An 18824-nucleotide genomic window follows, 5' to 3' on the forward strand; every position below is an offset into this window, starting at 1 on the left:
CTTCAGTCTGCGACATCGAGCGCGAGGTTGAGCTCGAGCACGTTCACGCGCGGCTCGCCGAGCACGCCCAGGTCACGCCCGGCGGTGTGCTCCGCCACGAGGCGCTCCACGTCGGCGTCGGACAGGCCGCGCGCCTGCGCGACGCGCGTCACCTGGATGGCGGCGTACGCCGGGCTGATGTGCGGGTCGAGGCCGGAGCTCGACGCCGTGACGGCGTCCGCGGGGACGTCGGCCGGGGCCACACCGTTCTCCTCCGCGACCGCCGCCTTGCGCTCCTCGATGGAGGCGACCAGGTCGGGGTTGAGCGGGCCCAGGTTGGACCCGCCGGACGCGAGGGTGTCGTAACCGTCGCCGGCCGCGGACGGCCGGGGGTGAAAGTACTCCTCCCCCGTGAAGCCCTGGGCGATGAGCGCGGAGCCCACGGCGTCGGAACGCGAGGTGGTGTGGGCGCCGTCGGACTGGACGAGCGAGCCGTTGGCCTGCCAGGGGAAGGCCACCTGCCCGACGGCGGTCATCGCGAGCGGGTAGGCCAGCCCGGTCACGAGGGTGAAGGCGAGCAGCATGCGCAGCCCTGCCATCGAGTGGCGGGTGAGCGTCGCGAGGTCGCTCGCCACCGTGGTTCGTGCCATGTGAGTTCCTTTCCAGGTCTGCCGCACGGTCCGCGTCACAGGCCCGGCAGCAGCGAGACGACGAGGTCGATGAGCTTGATCCCGATGAACGGCGCGACCAGGCCGCCGAGGCCGTAGACCAGCAGGTTGCGCCGCAGCAGGGACGATGCCGACGCCGGCCGGTACCGCACGCCGCGCAGCGACAGCGGGATCAGCGCGAGGATGATCAGCGCGTTGAAGATGACGGCCGACAGGATCGCCGAGCCGGGGCTCGCCAGCCGCATGACGTTCAGCACCTCGAGCTGCGGGAACACTTCTCTGAACATGGCGGGCAGGATCGCGAAGTACTTCGCGACGTCGTTCGCCACGGAGAACGTGGTCAGCGCGCCGCGTGTGATGAGGAGCTGCTTGCCGATCTCCACGATCTCGATGAGCTTGGTGGGGTCGGAGTCGAGGTCCACCATGTTGCCCGCCTCCTTGGCGGCGGACGTGCCGGTGTTCATCGCGACACCGACGTCCGACTGGGCGAGCGCCGGGGCGTCGTTCGTGCCGTCCCCGGCCATCGCGACCAGCTTGCCGCCCTCCTGCTCGCGTCTGATGAGGGCGAGCTTGTCCTCGGGTGTGGCCTCCGCCAGGACGTCGTCCACTCCCGCCTCCTCCGCGATCGCCCGGGCGGTCACGGCGTTGTCACCCGTGACCATGACGGACCGGATGCCCATGGCGCGCAGCTCGTCGAACCGCTCACGCATGCCCTCCTTGACCACGTCCTTCAGCCGGACGACGCCGAGCACCCGCGCCGGCGCATCGCCCACCTGCTCCGCGACCACGAGCGGCGTGCCGCCCGTCCGGGAGACGGCGTCGACGTGCGCGGCCAGCTCGGCGTCCTGTGCGGCGGAGACCTGCGCGCCCGTGCTGTGCACCCAGAGCTGCACGGCGCTGCCGGCGCCCTTGCGGATGCGGTGCAGCGTGGTGTGCCCGGCCCCGTCGATGAGCGGAAGGTCGACGCCCGACATCCGGGTCTGGGCGGTGAACGGCACCAGCTCGGCGTCCAGCGGCAGCTCGTCGCCCGCACCGTCTCCGTTGTTCGACAAGCGCAGCCCGTCAACGAGCTCGACGATGCTGCGCCCCTCCGGGGTCTCGTCCGCCAAAGACGCGAGACGCGCCGCGTCCGCCAGCTCGCGCGGCGTCACGTCGCCGACCGGCAGCACCTCGGTGGCACGGCGGTTGCCGTAGGTGATGGTGCCGGTCTTGTCGAGCAGCAGCACGTCGACGTCGCCCGCCGCCTCGACCGCACGGCCCGACATCGCCAGCACGTTGCGCTGCACCAGCCGGTCCATGCCCGCGATGCCGATGGCGCTGAGCAGCGCGCCGATGGTCGTCGGGATCAGGCAGACCAGCAGCGCAACCAGGACCAGCAGGGACTGCCGCGAGCCCGAGTACACGGCGAACGGCTGCAGCGTGGCGACCGCCAGCAGGAAGACGATGGTCAGCGACGTGAGCAGGATGTTCAGCGCCACCTCGTTCGGCGTCTTCTGCCGCTCGCTGCCCTCCACCAGGGCGATCATCCGGTCCACGAAGGTCGAGCCTGCGGGTGCCGTGATGCGCACGACTATCTGGTCGGACAGGACCACGGTGCCGCCGGTGACCGCGCTGCGGTCGCCGCCCGACTCCCGGATCACGGGCGCCGACTCGCCGGTGACCGCCGACTCGTCCACCGAGGCGACACCCTCGATGACGTCGCCGTCGCCCGGGAGGGTCTCGCCCGCCGCGACCACCACGACGTCCCCCACCTGCAACGTCGAGGACGGCACCTCGACCGTGGGCAGCAGGTCCAGGCGGGAGCCCGACTCCAGCGTGTCCTGCGGCACCGACACCTTGCGCGCAGTGGTCTGCTGCTGCGTGGCACGCAGGCTGGAGGCCTGAGCCTTTCCGCGCGACTCCGCAACCGACTCCGCGAGCGTCGCGAAGAACACGGTCGCCCACAGCCACACGGCGATCCACCAGGCGAAGACGCCCGGCTGCATGATCGCAAGGACCGTCGTGACGAGCGCGCCCACCTCGACGACGAACATCACCGGCGAGGTGCACAGCACGCGGGGGTCGAGCTTGCGCACCGCGCCGGGTAGCGCAGCCCGCAGCTGCGCCCAGATCAGTGCACGCGGAGTGGCGCGCTTCGAGTGGTGCCGCGTGCCGGCGTCCGGCGCTGGCTCCTGGGTGGGGACGGCCGGAGTGTTCCGGGTGTCGATGGTCATGACAGAGACTCCACAACGGGACCGAGGGAAAGAATGGGGATGAAGGTGAGCCCGACGACGACGATCGTCACCGCGGCCAGCAGGCCCGCGAACAGCGGGCGGTGCGTCGGCAGCGTGCCCGACGTCGCCGGGACCGTCGTCTGGCTCGCGAGCCGGCCGGCCAGAGCCAGCACCAACGCGATCGGGACGAACCGCCCGGCGAGCATCGCCAAGCCCTGGGCCACCTCGTAGAACGGTGTGCCCGTCGCCAGGCCGGCGAACGCCGACCCGTTGTTGTTCGCCGCCGACGCGAACGCGTACAGCACCTCGGACAGGCCGTGCGGGCCCGGGTCCTGGATACCCGACAGCCCTGGCTCCACGACCACGGCGACCGCCGTGCCGACCAGCACCAGCGCCGGCACCGTCAGCACGTACAGCGCGACGATGGTCATCTCCGGGCGGCCGATCTTCTTGCCCAGATACTCCGGGGTCCGGCCCACCATCAGGCCAGCCACGAACACCGCGACCACGGCCAGCATGAGCATCCCGTACAGGCCGGCGCCCACGCCGCCCGGCGCCACCTCGCCCAGCAGGATGTTGAACAGGAGCATCCCGCCGCCCGGCGCCGTGAACGAGTCGTGCATCGAGTTCACCGAACCCGTCGACGTCGCCGTCGTCGACACCGCGAACAGGGCGCTCGCGGCGAGCCCGAACCGGGACTCCTTGCCCTCCATGGCGGCGCCCGCCGCCTGGGGCGCGGCGCCCGGGCCCGCCAGCTCGGCCCAGGTGGTCAGCGCCAGCGACGCCGCCCACAGCCCAGCCATGACGCCGAGGATCGCCCAGCCCTGGCGCTTGTCGCCGACCAGGATGCCGAACGCGCGCGGCAGCGTGAACGGGATGACCAGGAGCAGGAAGATCTCGACGATGTTCGTGAACGGCGTCGGGTTCTCGAACGGATGCGACGAGTTGGCGTTGAAGAAGCCGCCGCCGTTGGTGCCGAGGTCCTTGATCGCCTCCTGCGAGGCGATCGGGCCGCCCAGCACGTGCTGCGTGGCGCCCTCGACCGTGCTGATGGCGGTGTGCGGGTCCAGGTTCTGGATCGCGCCCGCGGCCATGAGGACGATCGCCGCGACGACGGAGAGCGGCAGCAGGACGCGGACGACGCCGCGGGTCAGGTCGGACCAGAAGTTGCCGATCCGGGCGTCGGTACCGGACCGGGCGAAGCCCCGGACGAGGGCGATCGCGACGGCCATACCGACCGACGCCGAGACGAAGTTCTGGACGGCGAACCCGGCCATCTGCAGCAGGTGTCCCGCCGCGGCCTCGCCCGAGTACCACTGCCAGTTGGTGTTGGTCGTGAAGCTGACGGCGCTGTTCCAGGCGCCGGCCGGGTCGAACCCGGTGAAGCCCAGGTTCCACGGCAGGTAGCCCTGCAGGCGCTCCAGCCCGTACAGGAAGAGCACGGAGACGAGCGAGAAGCCCAGCAGCGACATCAGGTAGGTGGTCCAGCGCTGTTCGGCGTCCGGGTCCACGCGCACCGCGCGGTACCAGAGGCGCTCGACCCGCAGGTGGTTCGGGCTGGAGTAGGTGCGCGCCAGGTACGCGCCCAGGGGCACGTGCACGGCGGCGAGGGCGGCGACCAGGACGAGGATCTGGGCCATAGCCATGAGGACTGCGGTGTTCACAGGGATCACCGCGTCCGGTCGGCGCGGACCAGCGCCACGAAGAGGTACACGAGGCCGGCGAGGGTGAGCACGAGGCCCACGACGTCGAACGGGTTCACTTCCGCTTCCCCGAGGGGTTGACGGAGGAGTCACGCGGGGCGGACTCGTGCGTTGCGGCGCGACGCGCCACCACGGCGACCGCGGCGAAGAACACCACGGTCAGGAGGATGAAGGCCAGATCGGTCATGCCACCGGTCTATGCCCGACGGCGACCGGTAGAGCGGGTCTTTGACGGAACGTTGACACGCAGCGCGACGACCCTGACGCCCTCCTGACGCCGAGGTCACCCGCGCGAGGTACTTCGATCTGGCCACCGAGCTAGCGACAAGCGACCCCAACACGATGCACGCGACCGTCGGCGTGTCGCATGCATTGTGTTGGGGTCGTTCGGCCCGGAAGGGTCAGAAGTCGAAGAGGTCCTCCAGGAAGGACTCCTTGCGCTTCTTCTTGTACCGCGGGTCGTGCCGGCGGTCGCCGTAGGAGTCGTACCGGCGGTCGTCGTCGTACCGGCGGTCGCGGTCGTAGCGGCGGTCGTCGTCGCGCCGCCGGTCGTCGTACCGCGGGTCGTAGGCGGGCTGCGGGGAACCGTAGGCAGGGCCGGCCTGCACGGGGTTCGGCACCGGCGGCATCGGCGGGGCGGGAGCCGAGGGAGCGGCGGGCGTCGTCGGCCGGTTCTCCGCGGCTATCTCGTTCTCGACCGAGCGGTCGATGACCTTGTCGAGCTCACCACGGTCGAGCCACACGCCACGGCACGTGGGGCAGTAGTCGATCTCGATCCCCTTGCGCTCGGACATGACGAGCGTGGTCTGGTCGATGGGGCACAGCATCGTGTGGTCTCCTTGCGGTCGTCGTCTGCCGGTGAACCAACGGACGGGCCGGACGTGCGGTTCCTCAGCCTCGAGATCCCGCGTAGAGGTCCACGCTCTCACGCGCCACCGGATCACCCAAGAGCGAGAGCCCCGAGTAGACGCCGCTCGCCGTACCGCCGTCCTGCGACGCGACCACCGCCCACACGATCGCGCCCACCAGGACGAGCGCGGCGAGCACCGCGAAGGTGATCTTCCAGGCCGACCACGGGCGCTGCCCCACCACCTCGGCCGTGCGCGCGTTGACCAGCACCTGGAACGGCTTGCCGCCGTACAGGTACGTCGCGATCCACACCGGCAGCAGCAAGAGCTTGTATGTCACCTCGGAGTAGCTCGTGGCCACGTGGTGCACCCGCTGGACGTCGCCGCCGATGTCCCGCTCGCAGTCGTTCTCGATGACCGGCGCCATCTCCTGCTTGGCCACGTCCAGCCCGGCCTCGGGCTCGACGTCGTACCGCAGGGTCTCGTAGCCGGCGAGGTAGTCCGGCTGGTACGACGCGGCCTGCTCCAGCGGCCACGGGCTGAGCTTGGCCAGGTGCTCGGGCATGACCCGCCGCGTCCCCGCGACGAGCACGTCGTCGAAGGCCCGCGCCACGGTGCCCGACGCCGGGTACCAGCGCGTCTTCTGCACCTGCCGCGTCTGGGTCTGGCTCCGGCCCTCGGAGTCGGTGGTCGTGTACGTCTCGGTGACCCAGTAGTGCTCGCCCCGCTGCCCGGTGTAGTCGGACCGCGTCTGCGCGTCGAACGTCCAGTGCGGCAGGTAGACGCCGTGGGCCTGCTCGGCGGACACCACCTTCTTCAGGGCCGACGGCGCGAACCACCGCGAGCGCACCCACTTCTGCAGCGCGCCCTGCATCGACGCCCGGTCGACGCCGAACGGGAGCACCGCCTCCGGCTCCACGAGCCCGAGCGCCTCCACCTCCGCGACCATCGGCGACCCGCAGAACCCGCACTTCTGGGACAGGTGGTCGCTGGTGGTGATCGCGCCGCACGTACCGCACCGGTACTCCTGCGTGGCCGGTGGGGCGGGGCGCTGCCGCGCGGCCAGGGCCGCGAAGTCGTGCTCGCGCACCGCTTCGCCAACGGGGGTGACGTCCTGCGCGTGCCCGCAGTACGGGCAGGTCAGGGTCCCGGTCCCGGCCGCGAACTCGACGTTGGCCCCGCACTGCTCGCACGGGTAGGAGTGATGGGCGGCCGGGCCGCCGTCGGTCAGCTCCGCCATGTTCAGGCCTGCGGCGGGAGGGGCGGCGGCGGCGCGCCGAGGTGCTTCGCGACGTCGGGCACGGACGACGCCGGCTCCCAGGCCGCCATGCCGGCGCGCCAGATGAGCGTGCCCGGCGTCAGCGTGCCGGCGGCGGCCTGGGCGGCCAGCGCCGCGTCGTCGAACGGGCCGGCCTGCGCGCCGCCGTTGCCGAGGTACCAGCCGGGCAGGGGCGGCGGGCCCGACGCCGGTGCGGCCGCGGGCTGAGCGGGCGCGGGCGCCGTCGGCTGTGCGGGCGGCACTATCGCGTTGCCCACCGACTGCCCCAGCCCCATGCCGATCACGGCGCCGGCGCTGCCCCCGCCGTCGGCTGCCGCCTCCATCGCCTGGCCCGCCTGGAACTGCTGGAAGGCGGCCATGCTGCCCACGGTGCCGGACGAGACGATGCCCATGGACGTGCGCTTGTCCAGCGCCTCCTCGACCTCGGGCGGCAGGGAGATGTTCTCGATGACGAAGTTCGGCACGGAGATGCCCAGGTCCGCGAGCTCCTCGGTGAGCTTGGCCGCGAGCTGGTCGCCGAGCTGCTCGTGGTGCGCGGCGAGGTCGATCACCGGGATGCCCGCGGACGCGAGCGCGCTCGCGAGGTGGCTCACGACGTTCTGGCGCAGGTACTCGTGCACCTCGTCGGTGCGGAACTGCGGGTCGGTGCCGACCAGCTCGCGCAGCAGCTTCTGCGGGTCGACCACGCGGGCGGCGAACGCGCCGAAGGCGCGCAGGCGCACCATGCCGAGCTCCGGGTCCCGCATCATGACGGGGTTCTTGGTGCCCCACTTCAGGTCGGTGAACTGGCGCGTGCTGACGAAGTACACCTCGGCCTTGAACGGCGAGTGGAAGCCGTGCTTCCAGCCCTTCAGGGTCGACAGCACCGGCAGGTTCTGGGTCTCGAGCGTGTAGGTGCCGGGCTCGAACACGTCGGCGATCAGGCCCTCGTTGACGAAGACAGCGGTCTGCGACTCGCGGACGACGAGCCGGGCGCCCATCTTGATCTCGTTCTCGTACCGGGGGAACCGCCACACGATGGTGTCGCGCGTGTCGTCGAGCCATTCGACGATGTCGACCAGCTCGCCCTTGATCTTGTCCAGCAGGCCCATGACGTGCTCCCTCGTTCTCTCCCACCCGGGACGCTCGCCCGGACGCTGCAAGCATCTGGACCCTACAAGTCCGGGAGTGCCGAGGAAACAAAAGAGGAGACGAGAACGGCCCACGCCGGCGCCGTATCACGTGGCATCCGACGACTGCCGGAGCCCCTGACATGTGAGAGAGTTTCACCAGCAGGGGTGACACCCGGCGAACCTGTCCGGAGGTGCAAGGACCGATGACCGTCCTCGTGGCGTACAACGAGTCACCCCAGGGTGAGGCCGCCATGCGCGCTGCCGTCAGCGAGGCCGTTCGGCGCCGGCAGGAGCTGGCGGTGCTCGTGCTGACGCCGCAGGTGGGCACCACGGTCCCCGCGGCCCTGGCGCACCTGCTCGACTCGGTCCCCAACACCGTCCCGCTCGCCCCGATCAGCTTCCGCGCCGAGCAGTCCGAGGTCGCCGACGCGATTGTCGACCGGGCCGAGGCCGTGGCCGCGGAGCTCGTGGTCATCGGCTCGCGCAAGCACTCCACGGTCGGCACGTTCCTCGTCGGGTCGACGACGCAGCAGGTGCTGCTGGACTCCCCGGCCCCGGTCCTGGTGGTCAAGGCCAGCTACGCCTGACCACCGTTGGTTGTGGGCGCGATCGTTGCGCCTAGAACGGGCGCGTAGTCGCAACGATCGCACCCACAACCAACGTCACTTAACGGCGCCCGAGGTGATGCCCGAGATGATCTTGCGTTGAGCGACGATGAAGACGACGAGCAGCGGCAGGCTCATCAGCACCACGTACGCGAAGATCAGGTGCCAGTTGTCGAGGTACAGCCCGGCGCTGGCGACCTGGAACAGGTTCAGCGGGAGGGTGTCCAGCCGCCCGCCGACCACGAAGAACGCGTAGAAGACGTCGTTCCACACGTACAGGCAGATCAGGATCGTCGCCGTGGACAGCACCGGCGCCAGCAACGGCAGGATGATCCGGCCGAACACGCGCAGCGGCCCCGCCCCGTCCACGCGTGCCGCCTCCTCCAGCTCGACGGGGATCGTCCGGATGAACCCGGTGACGAAGAAGATGACCGTCGACATGTACATGCCCATGTAGACGCCGATCATCCCGATGGCCGTGCCCGCGAGGCCGAGCTGACGCAGCAGGAGCACCACCGTCACGACGGCGGGCGGCAGCACGATCCCGCTGATGGCCAGCGCGTAGAGCACCGCCATGAGCCGCGAGCCGCGACGCGCCAGCACCCACGACGCGAGCGACCCGAGCGCGAGCACCCCGACCACGGCCGGGACCATGACCAGCAGGCTCCCGAAGAACGCGGCGGGCACCCGGCCCTGCTCCCAGACGGCCGCGAAGTTCTCGGCGTACTGCCAGGTCGTGGGCAGGGACAGGTCCGGGTTGAGAGCCTCGCCCTGGGTCTTGCCCGCTGTGACCACCACTATCCACAGCGGCATCCCGATGAGCAGGACGACGGCGAGGATCGCCACGAACGGCTGGACGCGTCGCCAGACGCCGTGCCTGCTGTCCACGTGCCTGCCGCGCCTGCTGTTCACGTACCTCGTGGAGCTCACAGGACTTCCTCCCTCTTGCGCAGGGTCCGGATGACGGGGAACGCGAGCGCCACCACGACGACGAAGAGCACGAGGCTCATCGTCGTGGCCTGAGCGAACAGACCCTGGCCGAATGTTCGGAAGATAAAGATGTTCAGCAGCTCGGTGGTGCGCGCCGGCCCGCCGCCCGTGGTGGCCTGCACGATGTCGAACCCGTTCATCGAGCCGAGCAGCGCGGTGGCGACGTTGAACGTGAGTGCAGGCGCGAGCAGCGGGAACCGGATGTCGCGGAACGTGGTCCATGCCGAGGCGCCGTCGAGCCTGGCGGCCTCCAGCACGTCCTCGCTGATGGTCTTCAGGCCCGCGAGGTAGATGAGCATCGACAGGCCCATCCACTTCCACGAGTGGACCAGCGCGACGACCACCAGCGTCCACGTCGTGTCACCCAGCCACGGGATGGTGACCGGGTGACCGACGAGGGCGCCGAGGACCGCGTTCGCGGCGCCGTCCGGCTTGAGGATCGCCTGGAACACGTACCCGGCGGCGAGCGCCGACATGACCACCGGGATGAAGAACATGACCCGGGCGAACCGGTTGATCCGGGTGTCCCGCTCCAGGAGCAGCGCGAGCAGCAGCCCGAACAGGTTCTGGAAGAGCGCTACCAGCACGGCGTAGACCAGCGTGATCCGCAGGGACGACAGCAGGGTGCCGCTCGCGATGAGGTCCTGGAAGTTCTGCAGCCCGACGAAGGCGATCTCGCTCTTGAAGCTCGACCAGTCGGTGAGCGAGTAGACGAAGTTGAAGACCGTCGGCAGGAAGAAGAACACCCCGAGGACCACGAACGCGGGGACGAGGTACCGGGCCGGGTGGGCGGCCCGGTGTCGGACGTTGTCGCGCACCGGGTCAGAAGCCTTCGATGCCCTGGGCTCGGGCGAGCTGGGCGAACTGGTCCTGGGTCTGCTGCGCGACCTCGTCGGGCGTGGTGGTGCCCTGGATCATGTCGGCCAGGTAGAGGTACAGGTCGGGGTTCGCCACGGCGAGCGCCTGCATGGACCCGACGGAGTCGCCGAGCGACGCGTGCACGTCGAGCAGGGCCTGCGGCACCGAGTCCGGCGTCGGGACGTCGTCCCGCAACGAGATGGTGTCGCGGTCCGCCACGAAGTCGGCGTAACCGTCGCCGAGCCAGTAGGCGAGCAGCTGCCGGGCCGCCGCTTCCCGGTCGGCGTCGCCGGTCTTGAACGCGACCAGGGCGTTCGACTGGTCGGGGATGAAGGTGCCGACGTTGCCGGTGGGCGAGATCGGGAAGAAGCCGATCTTCTCGTTGAGCTCCTCCGTGTCGGCCTTGGCCTGGAGCTGGCCGAAGAACGAGTTCACCTGGACGGCCATGGCGGCGTCCCCGGACAGCAGGGCGTCGGCCTGGTCCTCGAAGGTCGCCGTCTTGATGTCCTCGTTGAACAGGCCTTCTTCGATCAGGCCCTGGTAGGTCTCGATAGCGCCGAGGATGGTCGGGTCGGTGAACTTCTCCTCGCCGGTGTTCACGCGGTCCCAGAGGCCGTCCGCCGCGGCGTCGGCGAGCTGGACCTGCACCCACCACTGCGTGGCCCACCGGTCGCCGCCCATCTCGAAAAACGGCGTCTCGCCGTCGGACTTCAGGGTGCGGGCGGTCTCCAGGAAGCTGTCCCAGTCGGTGGGGGTCTCGGTGATCCCGTGCTCGGAGAAGACCTCCTTGTTGTAGTAGACGCCCTCGACCGCCGGGCTGGTGATCAGGGCCGCGTAGCGGGTGTCGTCGAGGATCCCGGTCATGTCCGCGAGGTCGCCGCTGTAGGAGTCGACCCACGGCGCGCCGTCGAGCGGCTGCAGGTTGGTCGGGGCGTTGAGCGCGGTCAGCATCGAGCCGGTCGGCTGCCAGAACGCGAGGTCGGGCTTGTCGCCCGTGGCGACCTTGGTCTGCACGCCCTGCTCGTACGGGTCGGGGATCGTGACGACCTCGACCTCGGCCCCGGTGAGCTCCTCGAAGCCCTCGACGACGGCGTCGGGCGCGGTGTTCGAGTTCTGGGCGGCCCAGATGGTGAGCGTGGTGCCGGTGAGGTCCGTGTCCTGCGCGGGCCAGTCCGCGGAGCCGGTGCCGGGCTCTGCGCCCGGCTCGGCGCCGCCGCCCGCGGTCGGGTCGCTGCATCCGGCGGCGAGGAGGCCGACGGCGATGACGGCGGTCGGGATGGTCAGATACTTCTTCATATCGACTCCTTGGATGTGTGCCGGACACGCAGGACGCGAGCCTGCGGGCCGGCGGGAATGCGGACGCGGACGGGACCGTCCCCGTTGCGCGTGACGTGCCACCCGTCGTCGGGCGGCCCATAGGCGATGTCGACCTCGCCCGCCGGGAGGTCGAGGTTGGTCTCAGTGGCCTCGGTGCCGCGCCACCAGACGACGACGAGCGACTCGTCGGCACCGCGCAGGCCGGAGGCCACGAGCGGTTCGGTCCAGGTCGGCAGCCCCAGCGGCCAGAACGGGACGGACTCCACGAGCCGCGACGTCCACCGCTTGGCCAGGCCGACGCCGTCCGCGACGAGCGCCGCCTGCTCCGGCGTCATGTCGTGCAGCTTCCCGGAGAGGTAGAGCCGGCCGGCGAGGCCCGTGCACAGCGTGAAGACGATCTCCTCGTCGGTCATGCCGGGCTGCGGGTACGCCCAGTTGGCCGCCTGCTCGGGCACGATCCCGGCCAGCGCGCCGGCGGCGATCGGCGGGTAGAGCAAGGGGTTCTGCTGGTCTGACGTCGACTGCAGGTCGAGCCGGGACAGCAGCGCGTAGTCGGCACGCATGGCGCCCGACGCGCAGTTCTCGATCACCAGACCGGGGTGGCGCGCGAGCACACCGTCGATCCAGTCGAGGTGCGCGCGGTTCTGCTGGAGCAGGCCGTCGCCGGGGCTGTCGGCGTCGCGGTCGGTGCCCGCGCCGGGCGTGACGTTGTAGTCGAGCTTGAAGTAGCCGACGCCGAAGTCCTCGACCAGCCGGTCGACCACCTCGTCCAGGTGCTTGACGACGTCGCGGTGCCGCAGGTCGAGCAGGTGCCGGCCGTGCTCGGTGATCCGCACGCCGTGGCGCTGGAGGAAGGCGGCGTCCGGCAGCGCCTGGGCCAGCGGGCTGCGCACGCCCACGACCTCGGGCTCGAGCCAGAGTCCCGGCACCATGCCGGCGGCGCGGATCGCGTCGACGACGCGCCGCAGGCCGCCGTCGGGGAACCGGGAGACGGACGGTTCCCAGAGGCCCACGGAGTCCCACCAGTCCCCGCCGTCGTCGTACCAGCCGGCGTCGATGCAGAAGTACTCCGCGCCGGCCCGGCCCGCGGCGTCGACCAGCGGCAGGAGCTTGGCGGTGGTCGGGTCGCCCATGAGGGTGTTCATGTAGTCGTTGAAGACGATGACGGGCGGGCGCGGGTCGCGGCGCAGCGCCCGGCGGTGCCGGGTCAGCTCGGCCAGCGCCTCCTGCCACCCGTCCGACGCCGCGACCGACACCGGGACCGTCTCGAACGACTCGCCGACCCCGAGCACCCGGGTCCAGGCGTGGTCGTCGTCGGTGGGGCCGAACAGGCCCAGCACGAGTACATCGGAGTCGCTGCTGTCGAGGCGGACGCCGAGCTCGGCGCGCCAGGCACCGTTGTGCTCGACCTGCCAGGCGAGCGCGGGACCGACCTCGGCCAGGATCACGCCGGACGGGTTGTACCGCCCCGACGACCACGAGCCCGTGCTGACCAGGGTGCGCGCCCCGCGGGCGTCCTGGTGCTGGTGCGCGGGCAGGTCGAGCGTGACGAGGCCGTCCTGGCCCGCCAGCCCGCTGAAGGTCCAGCGGTTCTCGCCGACCCACTCGCTGTGACCTTCCAGCGACAGCGTCTCGTCGACCCGGGCCATGCCCACCGGGCGGCCGATCACCAGGGACGACACCGCCTGCAGCACCAGCGGCGCCGGGCCGTCGTTGCGGACCGACGTCCACGCCTGGAGCGAGCGCGCGCCCTCGCGGACCCGGAGGTGAGAGGTCACGTGCAGCCCGCTGACGGCGTCGCTCTGGAACACCCGGACGGTGGTCCAGCCGTCGGACGACGTCACGTCGTGGCCCAGCACCCGCAGCCGCGCGCCGATCGCCGTCGCGGTGTTGCGGGTGTTGGCGTTCGCGCGCCCGTGACCGACCGCGAGGATCTCCACGAGGGGCTGGGCCGGGGTCCCGGCGGCGCCCGTCGTGGACAGGGCGGCCGGGGCGTCGTCGGGCAGCACGAGCGCGAGCTCGTTCTCGCCTCGGGTCCAGAGAGCTACTCGCGTCGCTGCTGAGCGGTGGTTCGCCGTCGTCGGCTGGCTTCCTTGCACGACGTCATGAAAGCGCATATCAGAACGAAGCGCAAGACTCCAGTGGGCTGCTGGTTTTTGGCGCGGTACAGCGACGCAACCGCTTTCAGGTCCGCGGCCTGAGCTGGCAGACGGCCGACGGAGAAGGGGGCGCGCTCAGCCGGCGTCGAGCACCCGGCGGGCCAGCGGCGCCGCCGACGACCGCAGGATCAGGTCGGGCACGAAGCGCACCGACGCGGGGACGGTCCCGCTGTCGATCTGCATGTTGAGCAGCTGGAACGCCTTCTGGCCCAGCCGGACGAAGTCCTGGCGCACCGTGGTCAGGGGCGGCGTCCACAGGTGGCTGAGCGGATGGTCGTCGAAGCCGATGACGCTGACCGCCTCGGGGACCCTCCTGCCGGCGTCGGCCAGTCCCTTGGTCAGACCCATGGCGAGCTCGTCGTTGCCGCACAGCACCGCTGTCACGTCGGGATCGCGCGCGAGCCGGGTGCCGGCGTCGTAGCCGGAGTCCGGGGCCCAGTCCGCGTAAAGCACCGGCGGCTCGGGCGCGCCCGCCTCGGTGAGCGCGTCGCGCCAGCCCAGCAGGCGCGCGCTCGGGCGGCCGGGCGACGGGATCGCCACGTGGTGCACGGTGTGGTGGCCGATCTCCAGCAGGTGCTTGGTCGCCCGGGCGGCGGCGAAGCGGTCGTCCATGAACGCGTGCGCCACCTCCTCGTCGGACGGCCTGCCGGACGCCGCCGCGACCACGGGCAGCCACGGCGGGATCGCGGCGAGCGCCGCGACGCCCGGCGGGTCGTACTCGAGCACGATGGCGCCGGCCATCGGCTGGCCGAGCGCATGGTCGATCGCGGCGTCGACGGTGCGCCTGTCGTCGGTCTCGACCACGGAGATGACGACCATGTAGCCCGCCTGCCGTGCGGCCTCCTCGATGCCCTGCAGCGTCGAGGCGTAGCCGTACCGCGTGGTGTCGCCGGCGAACACGGCGATCATGGGCTGCCCGCCGGTCGCCAGGGCACGAGCCGCCCCGTTGGGCCGGAAGCCGAGCTCCTTGATGGCGGCCATCACGCGGGCGCGGCGCTCGGGGCCAACCGGGACCGAGCCGCTGAGCACGCGCGACACGGTTGGGACGGAGACGCCGGCGACGCGCGCGACGTCAGCGATGACAGGCGGCTTCATCGGGCGGTCAGCTTCCACGGGGCCAGGTTACGTCCAAACCTGGCCGATCCCCGTAGCGCTCTTGCCAAACCTGGATGATTAACGCTTTCATAGCCTCGGCACGGTCCCGATCCACGAAGGAGTGGAGCACAAGGTGAGCATTCCTGATAGCGCAGATCAGGCTCGATCCGGGCGACAGGCCCGTCGGCGATCCTGGCAGTGGTCCCGACAGCGACGAGGATGGAGCGGCATCGCGGTGACAGCTCTGGTAGCGGCAACACTCACGGTCGCGCAGCCGGCGGCCGCCGAGCCCGAGAGTCTCATGGTGGACTTCGGTGCGACGACCGGGGCCTTCCGGGGCGGCGCCACCGGCACGCTCTACGGGTTCGGCGACGAGGGCGCGCCCACGCAGGCCCTCATCAACGGCGCACACATCACCAACTCCTCGCAGAAGCCGCCGTTCGGGACGCAGCATCCGAGCGGCGACATCCTCCAGGTGGAGGACGGCTTCTTCGCCAAGCACGGCCAGGAGCTGGCGATCTACATCCAGGACCACTACCCCGACTGGCCGTACCACCGCGGCGTGCGGGTGGGTGACGTGCGCACCTACGACCAGGCCACCGGGGAGTACACCGAGGAGCCCAACGGCGTCTGGGACTACCTCGAGGTCGTCGAGCTCATGGTGGAGGTGGTCGCCACGCAGTCCGACCACCCGGAGGAGTACCTCTTCATCCCGTTCAACGAGCCGGACGGCATCTGGTACCAGAACTGGCCGACGATGCGGGACACCTTCCTCGCCGACTGGAAGGCGGTCCACGACAAGATCCAGGAGGTGTACGCCCGCCACGGGCTGGCGCCCGCGCGGATCGGCGGCCCCGGCGACGCGCGCTGGCAGCCCGAGCGGTCCCGGGACTTCCTCACCTTCGCGAAGCAGCACGACGTGCTTCCCGACGTCTTCATCTGGCACGAGCTCGGCATCGAGAACCTCGCGACGTTCCGGTCGCACTTCGCCGACTACCGCGCGCTCGAGCGCGAGCTGGGCGTCCCGCCGATCCACGTCAACATCACCGAGTACGGCATGCTGCGCGACATGGGGGTGCCCGGGCAGCTGATCCAGTGGTTCTCCATGTTCGAGGACACCAAGGTCGACTCGCAGACGGCGTACTGGAACTACGCCGGCAACTTCTCCGACAACAGCGCCCGGCCCAACGGCGCCAACGGCGGCTGGTGGATGTTCAAGTGGTACGGCGACCTGGCCGGGTCGCAGACCGTCAAGGTGACGCCGCCCGAGCTGAACGTCGCCGACACCCTGCAGGGCATCGGGGCGATCGACGCGGCCAACCGCCGGGCGACCGTCCTGTACGGCGGCACCGACTCCGACGTCCGACTCGACTTGCGCGGCCTCTCGCGGGGCGTGTTCGGCCGCTCGGTCGACGTCGAGGTCCGCGAGGTCACGCTGACCGGCGCGGAGGGCCTGGCCGCGACGCCGCGCGTCGTCCACGCCATCGACGGGGCGCGCGTCGCGGACAACGGCACCCTGAACCTCACCGTGCCGACCTACGACCGGTTCGCCGCCTACCAGGTGGTCGTCACGCCGGCCCAGGACCGGGCGGTGCAGGTCGACCCCGTCTGGACCACGAGCATCGAGGCGGAGGACACCGAGCTCACCGCCGCCCAAACCTACTTCCAGGACCCGCGGGCGAACGGCGGCTGGAAGTTCTTGGCCTCGGGCAGCCACGACGTCGGGTCGTTCAACCAGCCGAGCTCGAGAGCCGACTGGACGGTCAGCGTCCCCAGGACGGGGACCTACCGGTTCCAGGTCATCGGCGCCACGCCGGGCAAGCCCGGCCGGCACGCCCTGTTCGTCGACGGGTCACACCGCACCGACGTCCAGTACACGGCCGACCTGGCGCTCACCGACACGTCCCGGTGGCAGTACCGCGGCAGCACGGAGGTGGCGGTCGAGCTCACGGCGGGCACCCACGTCCTGTCCGTCCGAGCGAGCCGGGACGGCACCCAGGTGCTGCCGAACTCGGACATCACGCTGGACAAGTTCGTCCTGACCGACGTCACCGACGGGGAGCCGACCAGCTACCCCGCCAGCACCTTGCGCTACTACGGCGGGGCGGGCCTCGGCTGGCAGTCGGGCACACGCGGCTTCGGCGCGATCGCCGGCCAGGGGCAGCGGGCCGACGCCTACCTCAACGCGATGGAGGCCGGCTACTACGACGTCGCCGTCGAGTACCACACCGCCGGCGCGTCCGACCTGCGCCTCGACCTCGGGGGCCGCAAGGCCGCCGAGGTCCGGGTCTCGGACGGAGGGCACCGGCGCACCACGGTCCGGGCCCACCTCGCCGAGGGGATCAACGAGCTCGAGCTGCGGTCGAGCCGCGGCGCCCGGATCAAGTCGGTGACCGTCACCCGCGCGCCGGACGGCGATGCCGCGGCGTCGACGTTCGAGGCGGAGGAGCTGACGCTGCGCGGGGACGCGGCGGCGGTGAGCGTCGACCCGTCGTCGGGCTCGAACGCCTCCGGTGGCCGGTACGTGGGGTGGGTCGGCCAGGGCAGCGGCAACCACGTGGCGATCCCACGCGGTGCCGGGTTCGACAAGCCGGGTGACTACGACCTCGTAGTCCACTACGCGAACGCCGAGACGGCCGGTCAGCACGACTACAACCCGCAGGTCGTCGACCGGCAGGTCGTGGTGACCGAGGGCGACGACGCGGCACGGGTCGGCTCGGCCTACTTCCGGTACACGTACTCGTGGCACAGCTTCTGGCAGCGCACGGTGCCGGTCACGCTGACCACGGGCACGGGCGAGCTCCGGCTCGGCAACCCGACGGCCTGGGCCCCGGACATCGACAAGGTGACGGTCGCGCCGCTGGTGATCGGCCTCCCGTTGACAACCCGAGTCCGCTGACCAGGCAAAACCTTCTTCCCCGCCCGGCCGAGCGCTCCGCGAGGTAGGACCACAGCGAGGTAGAACCCTGGCGAGGTAGAACTAGGGCGAGGTAGGACTCTGGCGAGGTAGGACCGCAGCCTGCGCTGCAGTCCTACCTCGCCAGGGTTCTACCTCGCCAGAGTCCTACCTCGCCAAGGTTCTACCTCGGCAGGGTCAGGACGGGGCGTTCGCTACTCTCGCCGAGATTCTGGCGATGACGTCGTCCAGGATCGGGGTGGCGATGTCGTGCGCCGCCGCCCGACGGCGGACCGCACCGCCGATCGCGTCGAGCTCGCCCTCGTGACCGGCCTCGATGTCCGCCTGCAGCGAGGATCTCATCGGCGCCGGGAAGCTGCCCAGGATGCCGGCCAGGTCCGCGCCGGTGGTCGGCACGCCCTCGGCCGTGGCGGCCGCGGCGATCTCGGCCAGCAGGCCGGCAGTCAGTTCGGGGTCGCTGGTCAGGGCGTCGCCGATGCCGGTCGCCCAGGCCGAGGTCAGCAGCGCGAGCGGCGCCAGGAAGCGCAGCTTCTTCCACAGCACCTCGGCCTCGGTCCCGCCGGTGAGGACGTCGATCGGGGTGTCCCGCAGCGCGTCGACCAGGCCGAACTGCGCGGCGTCGTCGGGCACCACCACGCGCAGCAGCGTTCCGCGGTGCCGGACCAGGGCCGGCCCGAAGCCGCCGGCACGGGTGCGCAGCGTCTCGCCCGCGATGGTGGCCCCGACGACGCGCCCGCCGGGCAGGGCCGCGCTCAGGACGTCGACGTGGTCCAGGCCGTTGAGCAGGGACAGCACCTCGATCGGCGCGGTGCCGGCGAGCAGCCGGGCGGCGTCGTCGACGCCCTCCGCCTTGACCGCCACGACGACCCGCGCACCGTGCGGGACCTCCGTCGCCGCCACGAGCGGGGCGTGCCACGTGCCGAACTCGTCGGTCTGGACGTCCAGCCCGTGCTCGGTGACCTGCCGGGCGGTCTTCTCCCGGGCGACCACGACGACGTCGTGCCCTGCCTGCTGGAGCATGGCGGCGACCAGGCCACCGATCGCGCCGGGACCGATGACGGCGATGAGGTTGTCAGTCATG

16 protein-coding genes are annotated in these 18824 nt (G+C 71.1%); 2 read left to right on the top strand and 14 right to left on the bottom strand.

The window, feature by feature from the left end:
• Positions 1–2: 2 nt before the first annotated feature.
• The 8 genes from kdpC to EW117_RS08825 form a co-directional block, all read right to left on the bottom strand.
• Positions 3–629, bottom strand: coding sequence for a K(+)-transporting ATPase subunit C (gene kdpC / locus EW117_RS08795; protein ID WP_277986454.1), 627 nt, complete (start codon positions 627–629; stop codon positions 3–5).
• 35 nt (positions 630–664) lie between these two features.
• Positions 665–2860, bottom strand: a complete 2196-nt coding sequence (gene kdpB / locus EW117_RS08800; RefSeq protein WP_129785745.1) for a potassium-transporting ATPase subunit KdpB — start codon at positions 2858–2860, stop codon at positions 665–667.
• Positions 2857–4506 (bottom strand): potassium-transporting ATPase subunit KdpA, encoded by a 1650-nt coding sequence (gene kdpA / locus EW117_RS08805; protein WP_129785919.1) that lies wholly within the window; start codon positions 4504–4506, stop codon positions 2857–2859. The genes kdpB and kdpA overlap by 4 nt, the downstream gene beginning before the upstream one ends.
• A gap of 23 nt (positions 4507–4529) precedes the next feature.
• On the bottom strand, positions 4530–4622 hold the full coding sequence (locus tag EW117_RS08810) for a potassium-transporting ATPase subunit F (RefSeq protein ID WP_129785747.1): 93 nt from the start codon (positions 4620–4622) through the stop codon (positions 4530–4532).
• Positions 4619–4750, bottom strand: a complete 132-nt coding sequence (locus EW117_RS30490) for a hypothetical protein (protein WP_277986455.1) — start codon at positions 4748–4750, stop codon at positions 4619–4621. The genes EW117_RS08810 and EW117_RS30490 overlap by 4 nt, the downstream gene beginning before the upstream one ends.
• A gap of 214 nt (positions 4751–4964) precedes the next feature.
• On the bottom strand, positions 4965–5390 hold the full coding sequence (locus EW117_RS08815) for a TFIIB-type zinc ribbon-containing protein (RefSeq protein ID WP_129785749.1): 426 nt from the start codon (positions 5388–5390) through the stop codon (positions 4965–4967).
• Positions 5391–5454: 64 nt separating this feature from the next.
• Positions 5455–6651, bottom strand: coding sequence for a TFIIB-type zinc ribbon-containing protein (locus EW117_RS08820; protein WP_242504172.1), 1197 nt, complete (start codon positions 6649–6651; stop codon positions 5455–5457).
• Between the two features lie 2 nt (positions 6652–6653).
• Positions 6654–7781, bottom strand: a complete 1128-nt coding sequence (locus EW117_RS08825; protein ID WP_129785751.1) for an SPFH domain-containing protein — start codon at positions 7779–7781, stop codon at positions 6654–6656.
• A gap of 224 nt (positions 7782–8005) precedes the next feature.
• Between EW117_RS08825 and EW117_RS08830 the strand changes: the two genes are divergently transcribed.
• Positions 8006–8389, top strand: a complete 384-nt coding sequence (locus tag EW117_RS08830; RefSeq protein WP_129785753.1) for a universal stress protein — start codon at positions 8006–8008, stop codon at positions 8387–8389.
• Positions 8390–8464: 75 nt separating this feature from the next.
• Here EW117_RS08830 and EW117_RS08835 read toward each other — a convergent pair whose 3' ends face one another.
• From EW117_RS08835 to EW117_RS08855, 5 genes are all read right to left on the bottom strand, one after another.
• Positions 8465–9337, bottom strand: a complete 873-nt coding sequence (locus EW117_RS08835) for a carbohydrate ABC transporter permease (protein ID WP_242504173.1) — start codon at positions 9335–9337, stop codon at positions 8465–8467.
• Positions 9334–10215, bottom strand: a complete 882-nt coding sequence (locus EW117_RS08840) for a carbohydrate ABC transporter permease (RefSeq protein WP_129785755.1) — start codon at positions 10213–10215, stop codon at positions 9334–9336. The genes EW117_RS08835 and EW117_RS08840 overlap by 4 nt, the downstream gene beginning before the upstream one ends.
• Positions 10216–10219: 4 nt before the next feature.
• Complete coding sequence (locus tag EW117_RS08845; protein ID WP_129785757.1) at positions 10220–11551, bottom strand: ABC transporter substrate-binding protein; 1332 nt, start codon at positions 11549–11551, stop codon at positions 10220–10222.
• Positions 11548–13671 carry a glycoside hydrolase family 36 protein gene (locus EW117_RS08850; protein WP_129785759.1) on the bottom strand — a complete coding sequence of 708 codons (2124 nt, stop codon included), beginning with the start codon at positions 13669–13671 and terminating at the stop codon, positions 11548–11550. Before EW117_RS08850 ends, EW117_RS08845 begins: the two co-directional genes overlap by 4 nt.
• Positions 13672–13806: 135 nt before the next feature.
• Complete coding sequence (locus EW117_RS08855; protein WP_242504174.1) at positions 13807–14844, bottom strand: LacI family DNA-binding transcriptional regulator; 1038 nt, start codon at positions 14842–14844, stop codon at positions 13807–13809.
• A gap of 217 nt (positions 14845–15061) precedes the next feature.
• Here EW117_RS08855 and EW117_RS08860 point away from each other — a divergent pair, with 217 nt between their 5' ends.
• Complete coding sequence (locus EW117_RS08860) at positions 15062–17725, top strand: carbohydrate-binding protein (protein WP_129785761.1); 2664 nt, start codon at positions 15062–15064, stop codon at positions 17723–17725.
• A 195-nt stretch (positions 17726–17920) separates the two neighbouring features.
• Here EW117_RS08860 and EW117_RS08865 read toward each other — a convergent pair whose 3' ends face one another.
• Positions 17921–18823: a ketopantoate reductase family protein gene (locus EW117_RS08865; protein WP_129785763.1), complete on the bottom strand. Its 903-nt coding sequence runs from the start codon at positions 18821–18823 to the stop codon at positions 17921–17923.
• Position 18824: the final 1 nt, after the last annotated feature.

Source organism: Promicromonospora panici, assembly GCF_900608595.1.
GTDB lineage: Bacteria > Actinomycetota > Actinomycetes > Actinomycetales > Cellulomonadaceae > Promicromonospora > Promicromonospora panici.

What these genes read in the sequence shown, in the direction of transcription:
- EW117_RS08820 (WP_242504172.1), bottom strand. Translation starts at nt 6,651, where the DNA reads ATGGCGGAGCTGACCGACGGCGGCCCGGCCGCCCATCACTCCTACCCG.
- EW117_RS08825 (WP_129785751.1), bottom strand. Translation starts at nt 7,781, where the DNA reads ATGGGCCTGCTGGACAAGATCAAGGGCGAGCTGGTCGACATCGTCGAA.
- EW117_RS08865 (WP_129785763.1), bottom strand. Translation starts at nt 18,823, where the DNA reads ATGACTGACAACCTCATCGCCGTCATCGGTCCCGGCGCGATCGGTGGC.
- EW117_RS08815 (WP_129785749.1), bottom strand. Translation starts at nt 5,390, where the DNA reads ATGCTGTGCCCCATCGACCAGACCACGCTCGTCATGTCCGAGCGCAAG.
- EW117_RS30490 (WP_277986455.1), bottom strand. Translation starts at nt 4,750, where the DNA reads ATGACCGATCTGGCCTTCATCCTCCTGACCGTGGTGTTCTTCGCCGCG.
- EW117_RS08845 (WP_129785757.1), bottom strand. Translation starts at nt 11,551, where the DNA reads ATGAAGAAGTATCTGACCATCCCGACCGCCGTCATCGCCGTCGGCCTC.
- EW117_RS08830 (WP_129785753.1), top strand. Translation starts at nt 8,006, where the DNA reads ATGACCGTCCTCGTGGCGTACAACGAGTCACCCCAGGGTGAGGCCGCC.
- kdpB (WP_129785745.1), bottom strand. Translation starts at nt 2,860, where the DNA reads ATGACCATCGACACCCGGAACACTCCGGCCGTCCCCACCCAGGAGCCA.
- kdpC (WP_277986454.1), bottom strand. Translation starts at nt 629, where the DNA reads ATGGCACGAACCACGGTGGCGAGCGACCTCGCGACGCTCACCCGCCAC.
- kdpA (WP_129785919.1), bottom strand. Translation starts at nt 4,506, where the DNA reads ATGGCTATGGCCCAGATCCTCGTCCTGGTCGCCGCCCTCGCCGCCGTG.